Consider the following 13,577-nt stretch of genomic DNA (forward strand, 5'->3'; position numbering starts at 1 on the left):
TGACTTGCTCAAGCAAGTCACGAGACGTACGCTCACTTTCCTAGGCAAGTCATAGGGGCTTGCGCTCTCGACCGGAAGGGGACAGCACGTGGACCTCCAGCTACGTGGCAAGACAGCGTTCGTCAGCGGTTCGACGCAGGGGATCGGGCGCGCGGTGGCGTCGAGGCTCGCCGCAGAGGGGGCGAGGGTCGTCGTGAACGGTCGCGACCCCGAGACGGTCGACGCGGTCACGACCGAGCTGCGGCGCGCCCATCCCGGTGCAGATCACTCTGGGATCGCCGCAGACTTCGCCGACCCGACCTCCGTCGAGACGCTCGTCGCCGAGCTCGGTGACGTGGACATCCTCGTCAACAACGTCGGGCTCTTCGGTCTCGGCAGCTTCGAGTCGACCACCGACGAGGAGTGGGACCACTACCTCGAGGTCAACCTCATGAGCGGGGTCCGCCTCTCCCGCCACGTCCTGCCCGGGATGCTCGAGCGAGGCTGGGGTCGAGTCCTCTTCGTCAGCAGCGAGTCCGGCGTGAACGTCCCCGCCGACATGATCCCCTACGGGGTCACCAAGGCCGCGATGATCGCCCTCGGCAACGGTCTGGCCAAGCGCACCCGTGGCACGGCGGTGACGGTCAACACGGTGCTCGGCGGCCCGACGTACTCGGACGGCGTGGCGTCCGCGGTCGAGGCGGTCGCAGCCGCTCAGTCCGCGCCGGCGGAGGCGGTCAAGGCCTCGATCATCGGCCAGAACCGGACCACGCTGCTCGAGCGGTTCATCGAGCCGGACGAGGTCGCGTCGCTGGTGGTCTACCTGGCGAGCCCGCTCGCGTCGGCGACGAACGGGGCAGCAGTGCGAGGGGACGGCGGGGTGCTCACCGGGATGCTCTGAGCCGGTCGCGGCGCGTGACCGAGAGCGGCTCAGCAGCGACGTCGTCGCGGCCGGTGTCAGGGGCAGGGCATACCGTGACCGGGACACGATCGACGCGAGGGAGATGGGGCGGGGTGCGAGGCAAGACGTTGCAGAGGCGTGCTGCCGAGCGCGCGCTCGAGCTGCCAGGGTCAGAGCTGACGCACCCCTTCGGGGAGGACTGGGACGTGTACAAGGTCCGCGGCAAGATCTTCATGCTGCAGACCGCGGTGACTGCCGAGCCGATCGTCGTCCTCAAGGCGGCCCCCGCCGACAGCCGGAGCCTCCGTGAGGCCCACGACGACATCACCCCGGGTTACCACATGAACAAGAAGCACTGGATCACCCTGCACCCCGACGGCGACCTCGGTGCCGCGATGGTCGACGACCTCGTCACCGAGTCGTACCTGCTGGTCGTCGAGCGGCTGCCGAAGAAGGTCCAGCCCGTCGACCCGACGACCTTCGGGTCTGGCTCGTGAGCCTCGACGGCGCAGGCCTCGAGGAGGTCGCCAACCGGACAGCACGAGCCCTGGACGGGGTCTCCGAGGGCTACCCGTTCACCGACAGCCTGCTCGTCCACAAGGTGTGCGGGCGCATCTTCGTCGTCGTGAACGAGAACCCGGACGACCTGCTCGTGACCGTCAAGGTCGACCCCGAGGACGCCGACGCCCTCGTACGTCAGCACGAGAGCATCGGGCGCGCCCGCTACTTCGACAAGCGGCACTGGGTGTCGGTCACCCCGGGCCCCGGGATCACCGACTCCCTGGTCGAAGACCTCGTCCACGACTCCTACGACACCGTGGTCGCCCGCCTCCCGCGCCGCGAACGCGACGGCCTGGACCGGGTGTGCGACGGTCGGGGCTCGACGGGCTGAGGTCGACCGGGCCGTGGACCCTGCGCTCAGGCCACCCACCCGGGCTCGAGGAGCAGCCCTTGGACGGTCTCGAGGAGCCGTGCTGCGTGGAAGCCGTCCGCTGCGGCGTGGTGCACCTGCAGTGCGACGGGCAGGCGGAGAGAGCCCTCCCGCTCGACGTACCGACCGAGCGTGAAGATCGGTGCCAGGTGGTCGAACCCTGGCTGGACCGCGAGCGAGAACCCGGTGAAAGACGTCCAGGGGAGACTCGAGACGTCGAAGGAGTTCGCCGGCGGTGGGCCCTGCGGGAACATCTCGGTCGCCGTGCGGTGCTCGGTCAGCAGGGCCGCCGCCGTGTCGTGGAACGCGGCAAAGCTCGGGTCGTAGGGAGCCCACACGCTCGCGAAGGTCTCCCGAGCCGCGTTGAAGACCGTGAACGACGGGTGGACCACGGGCCAGGTGGCCGGGGCGCCGTCGGGCGTGAGGCACATGCGGAACTCGTCATGCTGGTTCACGGCTGTCGCCAGGGCCCAGATTTGCGCGATGTAGGTCTTCCGGGTGGAGTCGCGGAGGGCCTCCACGAATGCTGTGGCGTCCAGATCGACGGTGAGCGCGTAGGTGCACGGGACGGCCGAGCGGTAGTGCTCGAAGTGCTGTCGCCTCGGCCAGGTCGAGAGGTCGATCGGGGTCGCAGAGGGAGAGGTCATCTTCCCATCCTGTCCGCCGACCGGGAGAGGGTCGAGGTGTTTCTCGGCAGGCAGGAGCGCTCGGGCTGCCCGGGGCTCCGGTCTCCGTCTGCACCGGACAGCGGTCCGAGCCCCTTGTAGCGTGGAGGAGGACCGTAGCGATCGACGACGACGTCGACGACAGGACAGGGGACCACTCATGGCGACCAGCAGCACCACGACCACCGGGCAGCGCCGCACGCTCGACGCGCACGACACCGACGGGCTCGTGGTGCGCACCGTCGCCGGGCAGGTGGAGGGCCGCACCCAACCGGTGCGGGAGGGCGAGTGCCGCGTCTGGTTCGGGGTGCCCTTCGGTGATCTCCCGCCCGACAGCACCCGTTTCCGGGCAGCGAGCGAGCCGCAGCGGTGGACGGGCGTCCGCGACTGCGTGACCTCGGGGCCGCGCGCACCACAGGCCGACCGCCCCGGTGACGTCAGAGCGGCCAGTCACCCGCAGAGCGAGCGAGACTGCCTCACCGTCAACGTCTGGGCGCCGCCGGCCTCGCGTGGCGGCGGGCACCCGGTGCTCGTGTGGTTCCACGGGGGCGGTTTCACTGGCGGGTCGACGGCGGACCCGTCCGCCGCGGGCGACGTGCTCGCCGCCGAGCACGACGTCGTGGTCGTGCACGCCGCCTACCGCCTGGGTGTGCTCGGCGCGCTCACGCTCGACCACCTGCTCGGAGACGCCTTCGCGCGCTCGGGCAGCGCGGGGCTGGGCGACCAGGTCCAGGCGCTGCGGTGGGTCCGGGAGAACATCGAGGAGTTCGGCGGCGACCCGGGCTCGGTGACGATCGCGGGGGAGTCGGCTGGCGGGAGCTCGGTCTCGACGCTTCTCGGCACGCCGGCCGCGCTCCCGCTCGTGCACCGCGGCATCGTCCAGAGCGGACCGCACCGCGCCGTCTCCCGCGAGCAGGGGATCGAGACCACCGACCGGGTGCTCGACGCTCTCGGGCTCCGACGCGCGGACGCCGGCACGCTGCTCGGCGCGCCGGTCCGCGACCTGCTCCGGGCGCAGGGTGCCGTGCTGGCAGACCTGGCGCGGAGCGCACCGAGCGAGCGGGTCGTGCCGTTCGTGCCGGTGATCGGCAGCGACCTCCTCCCCGCCGACCCGGCCGGAGACGGCACCCACTTCGCCGACGGCATCGACCTGCTCGCCGGGACGGCCCTCGACGAGGCAGCGCTCTTCCTCTTCGGAGCACGAGGGCGATCCGGCGAGGACAACCAACGGACCCTCGACGACCTGCTCGCCCGTCAGCCTGCCCCGGACGCCGCGGTCACCTGGGCGGCAGCCTTCGAGGCGGACACCAGGACCGCTGCGACCGGATACCCCGCGCTCGAGGCGTACCTCACCGACCTGTACTACAGGGCCGGTACGGACCGTCTGCTCGACTCCCGGGTGTCGGCGCAGGGGTCGACGTCGGCGTACCTGTTCACCTGGCGCAGCGACGCCGTGCCGGAGCTGGGTGCCGCGCACTCGATCGAGACGCCGTTCGTCTTCGGCCACCTCGACCGCGGCACCACCCGGGACCTCGTCGGTCCGGACGCCCCGCGTGACCTCTCGCAGGCGATGACGGAGGCGTGGGCGACCTTCGTGCACACCGGGCGGCCCGCCGCCGCAGGCCTCCCGGACTGGCCCGAGCACGACCCACGGCGACGCGCGACGATGCTGCTCGGCAGCGAGAGCACGGTCGTCGACGACCCCCGACCGCACCTGCGCCGGTGGTGGCGGGAGGCGGAGGTGCCGCGGGTCTGACCGGTCCGGGCCCTAGGCGGTGACGCTCGCGTGCGCGTCGGCGAGCAGCTCGACCGATCGCAGCCGGGCCGGCGTCGCGAGCGAGGCGTGCGCGACGATGACCTCGTCGGCGCCCACGCTCTCGCCGAAGCGGGCGACGTACTCGGCGACCTCGGGCCCCGTGCCGACACCGGTGTAGGTCATCATGCTCGCGACCTGCGCACCGGCGGGGGAGTCGAGGAGCATGTCGAGCTCGTCGTCGCTGAACGTCTGGGTCACCGGGATCTGGCGGCTCTGGCGCAGCATCATGAGCAGACGTGCGCGCCGCGAGAGCAGCAGCTGCTGGGCGGCGTCGTCGTGGTCGTCAGCCGCGATCGCGTTGACACCGGCGATCACGTACGGCTGGTCGAGCTGCTTCGAGGGCCGGAACTCGGAGCGGTACGCGGCGACCGCGGCGTGCAGTGCGTCCGGGGCGAAGTGCGAGGCGAAGGCGTACGGCAGCCCGAGCGCAGCAGCGAGGTGCGCGCCGAACAGCGACGACCCGAGGATGTAGAGCGGCACTCGCGACCCGGCACCCGGGGTGGCACCGACACCTGGCACGCGGGACTCGCCGGCCAGGAAGGCCTGGAGCTCGACGACGTCCTGCGGGAACTGGTCCGAGGCCGCAGGATCACGTCGCAGCGCGCGGAAGGTCGCCTGGTCGCCGCCCGGCGCTCGGCCGAGACCCAGGTCGATGCGCCCGGGGTGCAGGGCCTCGAGGGTCCCGAACTGCTCCGCGATGGTCAGCGGCGAGTGGTTGGGCAGCATCACGCCGCCTGCGCCGAGCCGGATGGTCGACGTCTGGCTCGCCACGTGCGCGATGAGCACCGACGTGGCGCTCGACGCGATCGACGCCATGTTGTGGTGCTCGGCGTACCAGACACGGCGATAACCGCTCTTCTCCGCCTGCTGGGCGAGCGCGACGGAGGCCGCGAAGCTGTCGCTCGCCGTCTCTCCGGGGGCGATCGGGGCGAGGTCGAGGATCGAGAGTGGGAGCGTCATGCTCTGGACAACAGCCTGCGTGCAGGCACTGTTCCCGCCCGCGCCGTGCCGGGCGTCACGCCGTGGTGCTCTCCTGCCCCGCCGACCGTGACCTGGTCACCGTCAGGGACACCGAGGCCGCGATGATGAGCACGGACACGATGGTCGACCAGCTCGCACCGACGCCCCCGCCGATGTCGAGGACGAGCGCCATGACCAGCTGGCCTCCGACGATCGACAGGGTCAGGGCGAAGGTGCCGAGCGTCCGCACGGAGTAGGCCGCCGACACGGTGATGATCGCGCCGAGCGGCCCGCCGAGGTACACCCACCAGTCGGTGCTCAGCGGCGGCAGGGACACCTCCGACAGCCCGCCCACAGCCAGGGCCACCGCGCACACGACCGTGATGCCGAGCAGCCCGCCCACCACCGAGGCGACCGTCGGGACCAGGGGGTCGCCGGTCCGCGCGGCGACCACGCCGTTGCCGGCCGACTGCACCGAGAGGAGCAGACCGCCGACGAACAGGAACAGCCCCGTGCCCACGGCCGCGAGGACGGTCCCGGAGCTCGGGCCAGGGCTCGACAGGACCGCGACGACCAGCCCGAGCAGGGCGCCGAGCCCGGCGACCGCGCGCCGCACCGTCAACCGGATCGGCGCGTCGAGGCCGACCCCGCGCGAGTCGAGCACCAGCCCGGACACGGTCTGGCCAGCGACCGAGCACACCGACGCGAGCGCCACACCGACGACCGGGATCCCGACAGCCATCGACATCACCAGGGGCACGCTGCACAGCCCGACCGCGAACCACCACCACCGCGCGTGGCGCAGCGCGCGCATCGCCGGACCGAGCCGGCCGAGCACGGCGAGCAGCAGCACGGCCATGACGAACGCACCGACGTAGGCGAACCACGACGAGACGAGCGCACCGGCGCCGCGCGTCGCGAGCTCTCCGTTGAGCTTGCCCTGCACGGCGATCACCGCTCCGCTCGTGATCGCGACCGCGAGTGCCGTGCCGAACCGCGCCGAGCGGGCCGTGGGGGCGATGTCTGCGGGGCCTGGCGTCGGCGTCGAGGTCATGGCGCCCATTGTGCCCTCCACGGACCGGCCCTCGTGCCCCCGCTGTGGCGGGCGATCAGCCGCGGGCACATGATGGTCGTCTAGCCACCATCCGCCCTACACCTCGACCGTCGGGAGACACCATGCGCCTCGGGATCCACCTCTGGCGCTTCGACGCCGTCGAGCCGGCACGGCTGCGCGCCGAGCTGGCAGGGACCGCCGCCGAGGCCGAGACCGCCGGCGTCTCGTGGGTGTCGGTGATGGACCACTACTTCCAGATGGAGAGCGCAGGCTTCCCCGCCAGCGACCCGATGCTCGAGGCGTACACGACCCTCGGGTTCCTCGCCGGCCGCACCGAGCAGGCTCAGATCGGCGCACTCGTCACCGGGGTGACCTACCGTCAGCCAGGCCTGCTCGCCAAGATCGCGACCACCCTCGACGTGCTGTCCGGTGGGCGCGCGACCCTCGGCCTCGGCGCAGCCTGGTACGAGCGCGAGCACCTCGCCCTCGGCGTCCCGTACCCGCCCCTCGCCGAACGGTTCGAGCGCCTCGAGGAGACGCTGCAGATCTGCCACCAGATGTGGGACCCGACCGACGACGGCCCCTTCGACGGGACGCACTACCAGCTCGCCGAGACGCTCTGCTCGCCGCAGCCCCTCAGCGCCCCGCACCCCGAGGTGATGGTCGGCGGCGGGGGAGAGCGCAAGACACTGCGGCTCGTGGCGCAGTACGCCGACGCCTGCAACCTCTTCGCGACCACCCCGGAGCAGGTGTCCCACAAGATCGACGTGCTCCGCCGGCACTGCGACGACCTCGGCCGCGACCCCGCCGAGATCCGCGTGACCATGATGCACGGCGGCGAGGAGCTCCACGCGGGCGACCCGGCCGCCTTCGCCGAGACGCTGCGACCCTACGCAGCCCTCGGCGTCGAGACCGTAATCGTCGCCACGCCCTCGACCAGCGGCCCCGAGTGGGTCCGCGACCGGGTCGCCCCGGCCGTCCCGCTGCTGAGAGACCTCTGACCTGCGGCGACGGACCTGAGCCACCCGGCGGACCTCCTGCACGGTCGCCGTCCAGGGCTGCTCCGGTCGCTCGACCCGCCCGTCCGACACACGCCACCCCCTGGGCCACGGTGCGGTCTCGGTGCCAGAATGAACCCCCGAGACCCGCCGACGCCTGCGCGCACCGTCGAGGCCGGCACCGTCCCCTGGTGCCCCGCCTCACCGAGGAGACCTGTGCCACCCCTTGTCCTGCCAGACCACCTCGCCGTCCTGCAGTCGACCCGGCCGCACCTCGACGTCATCGGCTCCGACCCCTGGCCCGTGCCCGACGGCTGGTGGGAGGCCGCGCACGAGCGCGTGCGCGACCTCGTCGCCGACGACCGCGTGGGCCGGCGCACCACCGCCTGGAACGACTGGCCCGTCGGCACCCCGCACATGGCCATCTACCTGCTGGTCCTCGGCGAACGGCTCGGCGGGTGGAGCGCGCTGCTGGCCGGGACCGAGCCGACCTTCCCGCAGAAGGTCATCGCCGAGCACCTCCCCGAGGTGTCCCGGCTCGGGGCGAGCCCGGTCTACCGCTACTTCCCGTCCGCGACCGACTGGCCGCTGCGGCTCCTCGACCACGCCGGCCAGGACGCCGAGGCACGCCTCGACGCCCTCGAGACCAGCGTCGACGCCATCGCCGTGTTCGACGACGTCGAGCCCTTCGCGACCCGCAGGGACGCGCTCCGCGGGATCTTCGAGCGCGTCATGGACGACCGCGAGCTGCGCCTCCTGCACGCCTTCAGCCCGTACCCCGAGCTCGTCCGGCTCTGGCGCCACGACCTGCTGACCGACGACGAGCGCGCCGTGCTGCCCGAGCTCGGCGGCTGGACCGACACCTTCTCGTGGTCGGTCGCCGGCTTCACCGTCGTCCACGAGCACCTCGCCTCGACCCTCGAGCGGTCACAGAGCGCCGACGAGCTGCTCGCGTCGGTCGCGCTCGCGGACGGCCGCAGCGCGCTGCCCGCCGCTGCCGCCGCGGCGCTCGGACGCGAGCGGGCCGACACGGTGAACGCCGACATGGCCGACCGCCAGGCGTCCTTCGACAAGCAGGCGTGGCTCGGTGCGACGCGCGACTGGGTGGCCCGCGGGCTGCTGCGCGGCGAGATCGAGGTGTGCCGGACGTGGCTCCAGACGGTGAGCCAGACCGCCGTGTCCCTCGCAGGCCTGCCGGGCGCCCCGGTCGCGTCGTCGACCCCCAGCCTGGTGGACTTCGTCCAGGACGTCGAGGAGACCTACACGGCCCGCAGCACGCGAGCCCGCAACCCGCTCATGGACGACTTCGCGCGGCGCATCAAGCCCGTCCGGACCCCGGCACCGGGGCGACCGATGCGGCTGCGCGACGGCGACGAGGAGATCGAGGACGACGCCGAGACGCTCGCCCCGGATGCCGTCGAGATCGGCGACCCGCAGGCCGAGCTGGCCGCGCTCGTCGGCCTCGCACCCGTCAAGACGCAGGTCCGCCGGCTCGAGGCCGAGGCGCGCGCCGACCGGCTGCGGGCCGAGGCCGGCATGCCCGACTCCGGGCGCTCACGGCACCTCGTGTTCACCGGCAACCCGGGGACCGCCAAGACGACGGTCGCGCGGCTGCTCGCCCGAACCTACGCCCAGCTCGGGCTGCTCTCGCGCGGTCACCTCGTCGAGGTCAGCCGCATGGACCTCGTGGGGGAGTACATCGGCCAGACCGCCCCCAAGGTCCGCAAGGTGTTCGAGCGTGCGTCGGGCGGGGTGCTGTTCATCGACGAGGCCTACGCGCTCATGCCGGCCGACTCGCCGCGCGACTTCGGGGCCGAGGCGATCGCCACGCTCATCAAGCTCATGGAGGACCGCCGGGACGAGGTGGTCGTGGTCGTCGCGGGGTACCCGCACGAGATGACCAGGTTCTTGCAGTCCAACCCCGGGGTCGCCTCGCGATTCCCCAAGACGCTCGTGTTCGACGACTACTCCGACGACGACCTCCTCACCATCCTGCGGTCGATGGCGGCCGCGCAGGGGTTCGTGCTCGGCGACGGCGTCGAGGACCGGGTGCGGGCGATGCTCCCGCGGCCCCGACCCGCAGGTTTTGGCAACGGCCGCTTCGTGCGGAACGTGCTCGAGGAGGCGGCGTCGATCCAGGCCGAGCGGGTCGTCGCCCTCGACGCGCCCACACCGGACGACGTCCGGACGGTCCTCGCGCGCGACGTGCCCGGCGACGTGCCTCCGGTCCCGGAGAGGCCCCGCCCGGGCATGTACCTCTGAGGCGTCGCACGGTGCCCTGCACACCGGGCAGGTGTGCGGTGATACTGGTGCCATGAGCCCTGCACTCGACCTCACGAGCCCCTGCCCCTGCGGCACCGGACGTCTCGCCGCGGCGTGCTGCGCACCGGTGCACTCCGGCGAGGAGCCAGCCCGCACCGCCGAGGCGCTCATGCGGTCGCGGTACTCGGCCTTCGCCGCGGGCGATGTCGACCACCTGCTCGCCTCGTGGCACCCGCAGACCCGACCGGCGGACCTCGAGCTCGACCCGGACACCGTCTGGACGCGCCTGCGGGTCCTCGAGACCGTCGACGGCGGCGAGACCGACGACACCGGCACCGTCGCCTTCCGTGCGCACTCGCGCCACGACGGCGAGCGGAGCACGCAGACCGAGGTCAGCAGGTTCGTCCGCTCCGACGACGACGCCCGGCGCTGGCTCTACCTCGACGCCGTCGAGCAGCCGCCGCAGGAGTAGTGCTGCAGGGATAGGTTTGAGGGACCCCTGACCGAGAGGACCCTCCCTGTGGCACTGCCAGCCTCACCCACCCGCGACTTCGTCACCGGCCTGCCCAAGGCCGAGCTCCACCTGCACCTCGAGGGCACCCTCGAGCCCGACCTCAAGCTCGAGCTCGCGCGCCGCAACGGCGTGGAGCTCGCCCAGAGCACCGTCGAGGAGGTCCAGGCCAGCTACGTGTTCGACTCGCTCGCCAGCTTCCTCGCCGTGTACTACCCGGCGATGGACGTGCTCGTCACGGAGCAGGACTTCTACGACCTCGCGACCGCCTACCTGCGCCGCGCCGCGGCGGACGGCGTCACGCACGTCGAGATGTTCTTCGACCCGCAGGCGCACACCACCCGCGGCGTGCCCTTCGCCGACGTCGTCAACGGCTACCACCGCGCGGCTGTCGACGGTGCCGCGCTCGGCGTCGACGCGCACCTCATCCTGTGCTTCCTGCGGGACCTCTCCGCCGAGAGCGCCGCCGAGACCCTCGAGGCCTCCGTGCCCTTCGCGGACAAGATCCTGGGTGTCGGACTCGACTCCGACGAGCGCGAGAACCCGCCGGCCAAGTTCGCGGCGGTCTTCGCCCGTGCCCGCGACCTCGGCTACCGCCTCACCATGCACTGCGACATCGACCAGGTCGGCAGCATCGAGAACATCCGTCAGGTCCTCGAGGACATCGGCGTCGACCGCATCGACCACGGCACCAACGTCGTCGAGGACCCGGCGCTCGTCGAGCTCGTGCGCGAGCGTGGCCTCGGCCTCACGTGCTGCCCGGTGTCCAACTCCTTCGTCACCGACGACATGAAGGCCACCGAGATCGCCCAGCTGCTCCGGGCGGGCGTCAAGGTCACGGTGAGCTCGGACGACCCCGCGTACTTCGGCGGGTACGTGGCAGACAACTACGTCGCCCTCGTCGAGAAGGCCGGCCTGACGACCGCCGAGGTCGTCACCCTCGCCAAGAACTCCTTCGAGGCGTCCTGGGTGTCCGACGCAGACCGCGCCCGGTTCCTCGCCGAGGTCGACGCGTACGTCGAGCGCTACGCGGGCTGAGGTGACGGTCGTGGCTGTGCCTCCTCTCTGGCGGGACGCACGGCCACGACCCGCGTCGGCACCCCGGACCCGTGACCGGTGTGTGCCACGATGGTCGGCGACACAGGGGGTATGACATGACGTACGACCACGCAGAGGCAGCCGCGACGACGGACCGCCGACCAGCGCTCGAGGCAGCGGCCCGATGGTGCGGCCGCCTGGCGGCGGTGGCGGGGCTCTTCGCCGCAGGTTTCCTCGTCCAGTGGGGCAACCGCTACTACATCTCCGAGGTCTTCGTCTCGCCAGGTCCCGCCGTGACCGTCGACGAGGGCCAGTACGCCTACGACCTGCTCGCCTCCGCCCACGATGCGCTCCTCAGCGCGGTCGTCGCGATGCTGCTCGTCGGTGTCCTGCTCGTGGCACGAGCCTGGCTGCGCAGCAGCGACGGGCCGCGAGCGTCGTACGTCGGGTGAGACGGGAGCACAGAGGGCCCATGGACCAGGAGCTGTACGAGGAGCTGGACAGGATCTTCGCGGCCCGTGATCGCGCGGACATGGCACCGACGATCGAGGCCTTGCAGGTGCTGTACCAGGAGCACCCCCACGATGCGCGGGTGCTCTACGAGATCGGTGGGGCCTACGACACCGCCGGGGAGGAGTTGACGGCCCTGGGCTTCTACGAGCGCGCCGTGGCGGCAGGCCTCCACGGCGACCTCCGGCGGCGCTGCTACCTCCAGCACGGGAGCACGCTGCGCAACCTCGGACGCGTCGACGACTCCCTCTCCCTGTTCTCGAGGGCTCGTGCGGAGTTCCCCGACTCCGTCGCCCTCGGCGCCTTCGAGGCTCTGAGCCTGCACGCCGCCGGAAGGACGAGCACCGCGTTGGCGAGCGCGCTCCTCCTGCTGGCGGAGCACGTCGACTCGGAGGACCTGAACCGCTACAAGCCTGCGGTGCGCGGCAACGCGGAGTACCTCGCCTCGCTCGACGAGACCGGCCCCGTCGAGTCGTCCGACCAGGCCTAGCCCGCGCCGGCGTCAGACGGCTCCGGCGTACGCTTGCCCGCAGCAGCTCTGCCCGGCCGGGGGAGCCTCACCTGCCGTCGCACCCGACGGCGTCCACGAAGGAATCACCGTGCTCGAGAACCTGCCTGTCGCCGCCGCCGTCTTCGCCGTCCTGGCAGGGCTCGTGCACGTCTACATCTTCGTGCTCGAGAGCCTGCGCTGGACGGCCCCCGCGACGCGCCGGACCTTCGGGACCTCCGAGGAGGAGGCGCTCGCCACCCGCTCGATGGCCTACAACCAGGGCTGGTACAACCTGTTCCTGGCGGTCGGTGCGATCGGCGGCACCGTGCTCGCGCTCGCCGGCTCCGGCACGGCCGCCGTGGCCGGGGCGTCGATCCTGCTCTTCGCGACCGGGTCGATGGTCGCCGCCGCCCTCGTGCTCGTCACGAGCGACAGCACCAAGCTCCGCGCGGGCTCCGTGCAGGGCTTCTGCCCGCTCGTCGCGATCGTCCTCGCCCTGCTGCTCGGCTGACCTGCGCCTGCTGGTCTGACGTGCGCCCTGGGCAGGACCGTCAGCGCGCCTCTGCGAGAGCGTTGAGGGCCGACCACCCGAGGGTCGGAGCAGGTCCGGGAGCGGCTGCGGAGTCGCCGAGCATGGTCGCGGCCATCTCACCCACCAGGCTGTAGGCGGCCTCCGCGATCGACGACCCGGCACTGACCCGGTGCGCACCGGCGGAGGCGAGCTGGCCGACGGTCAGGGTGCCCGGCCCGTACGCCACGTTCACCGGCACCGGGGACGCGGCGACGAGCGCCCGGACCACGTCGGCCTCGAGCGCACCGAGCACGAAGATGCCGCTCGCGCCCGCGGCTGCGTAGGCGAGGGCGCGCTCGACGGTCTCGTCGAACCACGCGAGGGTCCCGACACCACCGAGGCGGTGCGTGTCGATCCGCGCGTTGACGAACAACGGGACGCCCGCGTCGTCCGCGGCAGCCCGGGCGGCGGTCAGACGCGCGACCTGCTCGGTGACCGGGCGCAGCGAGTCCTCGATGTTGACGCCGACGGCCCCCGCCTCGATCACCTCCGCGACGGTGCGTGCGACGTCGGTCGCTGACTCGCCGAACCCGCCCTCGACGTCTGCCGTCACGGGGACGTCGACCGCGCGGGCGATCGCCGCGACCGCACCGACGGCCTGGGCGCGGGGGAGACGGTGACCGTCCGCGGAACCGTGCGCCCACGCGACGCCGGCGCTCGTGGTGGCCACAGCCCGTGCGCCCGCCGCCACCACGACGCGGGCTGACGCGACGTCCCAGGCGTTGGGCAGGACGAGCGGTGCCCCGGAGACGTGGAGCGAGGCGAAGGACCGGGCGAGGTCGACCTGAGAGTGCATGCCGACAGTGGACCACGAATGGTGGCGTCGACACGGCCGGGCGCGCGTCGGCGAGACGGGAGCCTCTTGTGGTCCGTGCACGGCGTCGGCATGAT

General features: G+C 72.3%; 15 protein-coding genes. 11 read left to right on the top strand and 4 right to left on the bottom strand.

Annotated features, from left to right (window positions below; all coding sequences use genetic code 11):
• Window positions 1-88: 88 nt before the first annotated feature.
• The 3 genes from SKED_RS06130 to SKED_RS06140 all read left to right on the top strand — a co-directional run bounded on the left by SKED_RS06130 (window position 89) and on the right by SKED_RS06140 (window position 1,772).
• The gene (locus SKED_RS06130; RefSeq protein WP_012866263.1) at window positions 89-880 is read left to right on the top strand and encodes an SDR family NAD(P)-dependent oxidoreductase; all 792 of its coding nucleotides are present in this window, start codon (window positions 89-91) and stop codon (window positions 878-880) included.
• 113 nt (window positions 881-993) lie between these two features.
• The gene (locus tag SKED_RS06135) at window positions 994-1,377 is read left to right on the top strand and encodes an MmcQ/YjbR family DNA-binding protein (protein WP_012866264.1); all 384 of its coding nucleotides are present in this window, start codon (window positions 994-996) and stop codon (window positions 1,375-1,377) included.
• Window positions 1,374-1,772: an MmcQ/YjbR family DNA-binding protein gene (locus SKED_RS06140; RefSeq protein WP_012866265.1), complete on the top strand. Its 399-nt coding sequence runs from the start codon at window positions 1,374-1,376 to the stop codon at window positions 1,770-1,772. The genes SKED_RS06135 and SKED_RS06140 overlap by 4 nt, the downstream gene beginning before the upstream one ends.
• A 26-nt stretch (window positions 1,773-1,798) precedes the next feature.
• Here the strand turns inward: SKED_RS06140 and SKED_RS06145 are convergent, their stop codons facing one another.
• Window positions 1,799-2,458: a CatA-like O-acetyltransferase gene (locus SKED_RS06145; protein ID WP_012866266.1), complete on the bottom strand. Its 660-nt coding sequence runs from the start codon at window positions 2,456-2,458 to the stop codon at window positions 1,799-1,801.
• 178 nt (window positions 2,459-2,636) lie between these two features.
• On the opposite strand from SKED_RS06145, the gene SKED_RS06150 reads away from it, so the two are divergent.
• Entirely contained in the window at window positions 2,637-4,232 is a 1,596-nt protein-coding gene (locus tag SKED_RS06150) for a carboxylesterase/lipase family protein (protein WP_012866267.1), read from the top strand.
• 12 nt (window positions 4,233-4,244) lie between these two features.
• Here the strand turns inward: SKED_RS06150 and SKED_RS06155 are convergent, their stop codons facing one another.
• Both SKED_RS06155 and SKED_RS06160 read right to left on the bottom strand, forming a co-directional pair.
• Window positions 4,245-5,252, bottom strand: a complete 1,008-nt coding sequence (locus SKED_RS06155) for an LLM class flavin-dependent oxidoreductase (protein ID WP_012866268.1) — start codon at window positions 5,250-5,252, stop codon at window positions 4,245-4,247.
• A gap of 55 nt (window positions 5,253-5,307) precedes the next feature.
• Window positions 5,308-6,306, bottom strand: coding sequence for a DMT family transporter (locus tag SKED_RS06160; protein WP_169310134.1), 999 nt, complete (start codon window positions 6,304-6,306; stop codon window positions 5,308-5,310).
• A gap of 122 nt (window positions 6,307-6,428) precedes the next feature.
• Here SKED_RS06160 and SKED_RS06165 point away from each other — a divergent pair, with 122 nt between their 5' ends.
• The 7 genes from SKED_RS06165 (at window position 6,429) to SKED_RS06195 (ending at window position 12,626) form a co-directional block, all read left to right on the top strand.
• Entirely contained in the window at window positions 6,429-7,307 is an 879-nt protein-coding gene (locus SKED_RS06165; RefSeq protein ID WP_012866270.1) for an LLM class F420-dependent oxidoreductase, read from the top strand.
• A 213-nt stretch (window positions 7,308-7,520) separates the two neighbouring features.
• Window positions 7,521-9,566, top strand: a complete 2,046-nt coding sequence (locus SKED_RS06170) for an AAA family ATPase (protein WP_012866271.1) — start codon at window positions 7,521-7,523, stop codon at window positions 9,564-9,566.
• Window positions 9,567-9,618: 52 nt separating this feature from the next.
• The gene (locus SKED_RS06175; RefSeq protein ID WP_012866272.1) at window positions 9,619-10,038 is read left to right on the top strand and encodes a YchJ family protein; all 420 of its coding nucleotides are present in this window, start codon (window positions 9,619-9,621) and stop codon (window positions 10,036-10,038) included.
• A gap of 48 nt (window positions 10,039-10,086) precedes the next feature.
• Entirely contained in the window at window positions 10,087-11,115 is a 1,029-nt protein-coding gene (gene add, locus SKED_RS06180; RefSeq protein ID WP_012866273.1) for an adenosine deaminase, read from the top strand.
• 116 nt (window positions 11,116-11,231) lie between these two features.
• A complete protein-coding gene (locus SKED_RS06185; RefSeq protein ID WP_012866274.1) occupies window positions 11,232-11,567 on the top strand; it encodes a hypothetical protein in 336 nt (111 codons plus the stop codon).
• A 20-nt stretch (window positions 11,568-11,587) separates the two neighbouring features.
• Window positions 11,588-12,115 (top strand): tetratricopeptide repeat protein, encoded by a 528-nt coding sequence (locus tag SKED_RS06190; protein WP_012866275.1) that lies wholly within the window; start codon window positions 11,588-11,590, stop codon window positions 12,113-12,115.
• Between the two features lie 109 nt (window positions 12,116-12,224).
• Window positions 12,225-12,626 carry a DUF1304 domain-containing protein gene (locus tag SKED_RS06195; RefSeq protein WP_012866276.1) on the top strand — a complete coding sequence of 134 codons (402 nt, stop codon included), beginning with the start codon at window positions 12,225-12,227 and terminating at the stop codon, window positions 12,624-12,626.
• 40 nt (window positions 12,627-12,666) lie between these two features.
• Here the strand turns inward: SKED_RS06195 and SKED_RS06200 are convergent, their stop codons facing one another.
• A complete protein-coding gene (locus SKED_RS06200; RefSeq protein ID WP_012866277.1) occupies window positions 12,667-13,482 on the bottom strand; it encodes an isocitrate lyase/PEP mutase family protein in 816 nt (271 codons plus the stop codon).
• Between the last annotated feature and the right edge of the window lie 95 nt (window positions 13,483-13,577).

This window comes from Sanguibacter keddieii DSM 10542, from assembly GCF_000024925.1.
GTDB classification, from domain to species: Bacteria; Actinomycetota; Actinomycetes; order Actinomycetales; family Cellulomonadaceae; genus Sanguibacter; species Sanguibacter keddieii.

Excerpts from the sequence above, each read along its gene's own strand:
- SKED_RS06190 (WP_012866275.1), top strand. The coding sequence starts at position 11,588 with ATGGACCAGGAGCTGTACGAGGAGCTGGACAGGATCTTCGCGGCCCGT.
- SKED_RS06150 (WP_012866267.1), top strand. The coding sequence starts at position 2,637 with ATGGCGACCAGCAGCACCACGACCACCGGGCAGCGCCGCACGCTCGAC.
- SKED_RS06145 (WP_012866266.1), bottom strand. The coding sequence starts at position 2,458 with ATGACCTCTCCCTCTGCGACCCCGATCGACCTCTCGACCTGGCCGAGG.
- SKED_RS06200 (WP_012866277.1), bottom strand. The coding sequence starts at position 13,482 with ATGCACTCTCAGGTCGACCTCGCCCGGTCCTTCGCCTCGCTCCACGTC.
- SKED_RS06175 (WP_012866272.1), top strand. The coding sequence starts at position 9,619 with ATGAGCCCTGCACTCGACCTCACGAGCCCCTGCCCCTGCGGCACCGGA.
- SKED_RS06185 (WP_012866274.1), top strand. The coding sequence starts at position 11,232 with ATGACGTACGACCACGCAGAGGCAGCCGCGACGACGGACCGCCGACCA.
- SKED_RS06155 (WP_012866268.1), bottom strand. The coding sequence starts at position 5,252 with ATGACGCTCCCACTCTCGATCCTCGACCTCGCCCCGATCGCCCCCGGA.
- SKED_RS06165 (WP_012866270.1), top strand. The coding sequence starts at position 6,429 with ATGCGCCTCGGGATCCACCTCTGGCGCTTCGACGCCGTCGAGCCGGCA.
- SKED_RS06160 (WP_169310134.1), bottom strand. The coding sequence starts at position 6,306 with ATGACCTCGACGCCGACGCCAGGCCCCGCAGACATCGCCCCCACGGCC.